Source organism: Pseudobutyrivibrio sp. 49, from assembly GCF_900100545.1.
Classification (GTDB): Bacteria; Bacillota; Clostridia; order Lachnospirales; family Lachnospiraceae; genus Pseudobutyrivibrio.
The window spans coordinates 1-3,248 of the sequence record NZ_FNDP01000038.1; the positions used below are offsets into that span (position 1 = coordinate 1).

The 3,248-nt window shown below is 36.8% G+C and carries 3 protein-coding genes; all 3 read right to left on the minus strand.

Annotated elements, in window-relative coordinates; genetic code table 11:
- Positions 1-378: 378 nt before the first annotated feature.
- The 3 genes from BLP54_RS15495 to BLP54_RS15945 all read right to left on the minus strand — a co-directional run bounded on the left by BLP54_RS15495 (position 379) and on the right by BLP54_RS15945 (position 3,008).
- Positions 379-1,179, minus strand: coding sequence for an ExeA family protein (locus tag BLP54_RS15495; RefSeq protein WP_090171541.1), 801 nt, complete (start codon positions 1,177-1,179; stop codon positions 379-381).
- Positions 1,179-2,423 (minus strand): DDE-type integrase/transposase/recombinase, encoded by a 1,245-nt coding sequence (locus BLP54_RS15500; protein ID WP_090171544.1) that lies wholly within the window; start codon positions 2,421-2,423, stop codon positions 1,179-1,181. The genes BLP54_RS15495 and BLP54_RS15500 overlap by 1 nt, the downstream gene beginning before the upstream one ends.
- Before the next feature lie 63 nt (positions 2,424-2,486).
- A complete protein-coding gene (locus BLP54_RS15945) occupies positions 2,487-3,008 on the minus strand; it encodes a DUF6431 domain-containing protein (protein WP_090171547.1) in 522 nt (173 codons plus the stop codon).
- Between the last annotated feature and the right edge of the window lie 240 nt (positions 3,009-3,248).

A 3,248-nucleotide genomic window follows, 5' to 3' on the forward strand; every position in this document is an offset into this window, starting at 1 on the left:
TGTTGTTCGTCAAATTAATTGAAGCTCCAACCTTCAGATTAAATGAGGCTGTTTAGTGATAGCAGTATAGTATCAGTCGAATTATTTGGGGTATTATTAGCACTTTATTTTATATCGCATATACGAAAGTGCATAGACAATTTTCAAAGGTTTGTCAGCAGATGATGTTATGGGAAAGGAAAATGATCCTTCATTTGAAAATTGTCTATACACTTTTTCGTAAAGAAAAAGAAGTATAAATTGAAGTTGTTCCAAAATCGAAAACAACTTCAAAAACCAAGGTGCAAAAGAGTATTCTTTGCCTTGGTTTTGAAGCTTAAAAATTGAATAGTGTCTGAATCACAAACACTCCGAAGATGGTAGTGTTTAACCGCAAGATTAGAGTTCACACTCAGCGATACCTTTCATGACAATGTCAGCTGTGATCATCTCAGCTTTCATTGCATCACCAACAAGTAGGCAACTGTTGCAGAACTTATTAATTAGACGAGGGGTTCCATCAGCAGCGTTGAGTATTGCTTCTATTGCAGCATCTTCAAAGACTGTTTGTATACAACCTGCCTCTTTAAGTTTTGTGTGGATGTAGTCTTTTCCCTCCTCTTTGGTGATACCTTCCAGGTTATAGTTCATGATTACACGTTGCCTGAAAGGTTCATGGATACCAAGATTTAAAGTGGTATTTATTTTTGGAAGGCCAGCAAGAAGTACAACAGCTCTATCTCTAGAATCCATTTCAAAGTTAAATAGGAGTTTAAAGTCATTGAGAATAGCAGCATTAATGTAATTGGCTTCATCAATGATAATTACTGGAGTCTTCTTTTTCTCAAGTGCAAGTCTATTAATTTCTTCTTGGATACGCTTGAAGTTATCAGGTTTTTTGAATGCCGCTTCGGCACCTAAATCTGAAGCAAGTGTTCTGTAGAAATCATTGGCACTTAACGTAGAAAAACAAGTGTAGATAACTTTATACAAAGATGGATTAAGAGATTTGGCCCAATTTCTAACAAGTGTTGTTTTACCTTTTCCAGGACTGCCAGTGAGGACACCAAAACCTTTGGTTGAAAGAAGATAGTTTAGTCTGTAAACGGCTTCCTTGTATTCTTCTGTTTCAAGAAGAATTTCCTTTGAGTTCTTTAAGAATGGATTGAACTCTAGACCATAGCGAGTATAGTACTCCATTATTCTTCACCTCCACAAAGTTTGACTTTTTCACGCTTGACGAAAGCGTTTTCAGTTTTATTTAAAAGCCTGATAGGAGTTAAAGTTCCATCAGCTTCAACAATGAAAATATCTTTAAAATCTGGAGAATAACGAAGCGTGATATGTTGCTTTGCAAAGCGATAATCAACTTCGTATTCAATGTGATCAATAGTAATAACACTGTCAGAAGATACTTTACGTTCAATCTCCAGTAAGAAACATTTATCAATAGAATCCTCTGGCAGGCGGTGTATAAGTTTTGACTCTGAAAAGTAACGCTGCTGTGGCGACATACCTTTTAAAGAAGAGTGAACTGTTTGATTGTATTTTTGGACATATGCATGGAGGCTTTCTCTTAGTTCATCAAGGGAATGGAAATCATTGACGTTCAAAGTTGCCATCCATTGATCCTTTAATGTCCTGAACCAACGTTCGATTTTGGCTTTTTGAGTAGGAGTATATGGTTGGTCATAGTGAACGACAGAACCAATTCGAGCTACAAGCAAATCCATCTGTTTATTACGATAGGAACTACCATTGTCAAAATTAAACACCTTAGGGCGACCGTACTTGGCAACAGCGGACTTAATAACACTCATAAGATTTATGAAGTTGTCATTGAAAAAGACATCGATACCAACAATAAATCTGCTGGCATCATCAATAAGGGCGATTATATAAACTCGGTGCTTTCTGCCATCTTCAAGTTTAATGTAAGGGCCGACACTGGAGTCACCGCACCAAACTTCATTTATGTGAGGTCTTTCATAGCGACGCATGTCCTGATTGTTAGTAGTACGTTCAACAATGGCCTGATTTTTAATGAAGCGGTTTACAGTAGAGAGTGAAGCTTCATTTTTAGTGATATCTCCATCTTTAATGAGTTTTAAGTAGATATCTGTGGCAGACATGCGAGGGTATTCCTTTTTTAGATATCTAATACGCTCCTGGACATCTTCATCGAGTTTTCTAGATTTACCGATGTCAGAACGATTACCGGGAATGAGTGCTTCAAAACCTCCTAATTTGTACTCTCTGTACCATCTTTCAATTGTCTGAGGAGAATAAATCTTACGCTTGCCGTCAGGAGTCACAACTCCTTTTTCGGAGGCATCACGAAAGAAAGCCGCAAGTGTAGGATACTCATCTGAAAGTCCAAGTATGGCAGGAGCGATGACTGAATATCTCATTAGGGCTTTATCATGCTTTGTTTCTTGATCCATAAGTGGGTCCTCCTTATCTTTTTTCTATAGTATAAGGAGTCATGAAGAGGTATTGGATTAAGGCTATGTGGTATTTACCCAAAGAGAATTGGCAGTATTTCTAATCTGCATAAACTGCAGCGAATAATTAGCAAAAGATAGTTGTGTCAGTTTGGAAAGATTTGAAAAATCAAGTGAAGCAATGAGCTTCATTTGTTTCCAGTATTTATAGTAGTTGGAAATGATGTAATTGATACAGTAAATACTAATAGAAAGCTTAGCTTCGATTGAAGAATAAGAGGTCTTCTTCTCAATCTCTTCAATAATTTTTACTTGAGTAGAAAGAGCTATCTGGGAGTAGGGAACCATTTGCGAGGTAAGAAGGGCTTGAGTCATAGAGCATGAGTTGCATTTGATGCGCTGAATTCGGATAGAAACACTGGCGATGCCAGTTGTTACAGTGCGCGTATAGTATCCATGTATACCAAAATGACCAATACATTTGCATTGGGGACATGAAATTTTGTAAATTTGGAGGTCTTCAATTAATTCATTATAAAAAGTTTGAGATAAAGGGTTGTTTTCATTCACGAGTAAAGTTATCATAGTTTCCTGTAAAGGGTTGTGTATAGTTTAATTTATGCATAACTAGAAAAGGCGGGAGCGGACTGTGGTAGGTGCGGCTCCTGCTTTTTTTTAGCAGTATACACAACAAGAGCTATAATAATCGAAGAAGGCAAGGAATGGAACAATCTGACAAAAAATGCTTCAGATTAATCTATCCTTGCCTTCATTTATTTTGAAGAAAAAAAGAAATTTTTATTGCAGGTAAAGTTACTTTCAACA

What these genes read in the sequence shown, in the direction of transcription:
- BLP54_RS15495 (WP_090171541.1), bottom strand. Translation starts at nt 1,179, where the DNA reads ATGGAGTACTATACTCGCTATGGTCTAGAGTTCAATCCATTCTTAAAG.
- BLP54_RS15500 (WP_090171544.1), bottom strand. Translation starts at nt 2,423, where the DNA reads ATGGATCAAGAAACAAAGCATGATAAAGCCCTAATGAGATATTCAGTC.
- BLP54_RS15945 (WP_090171547.1), bottom strand. Translation starts at nt 3,008, where the DNA reads ATGATAACTTTACTCGTGAATGAAAACAACCCTTTATCTCAAACTTTT.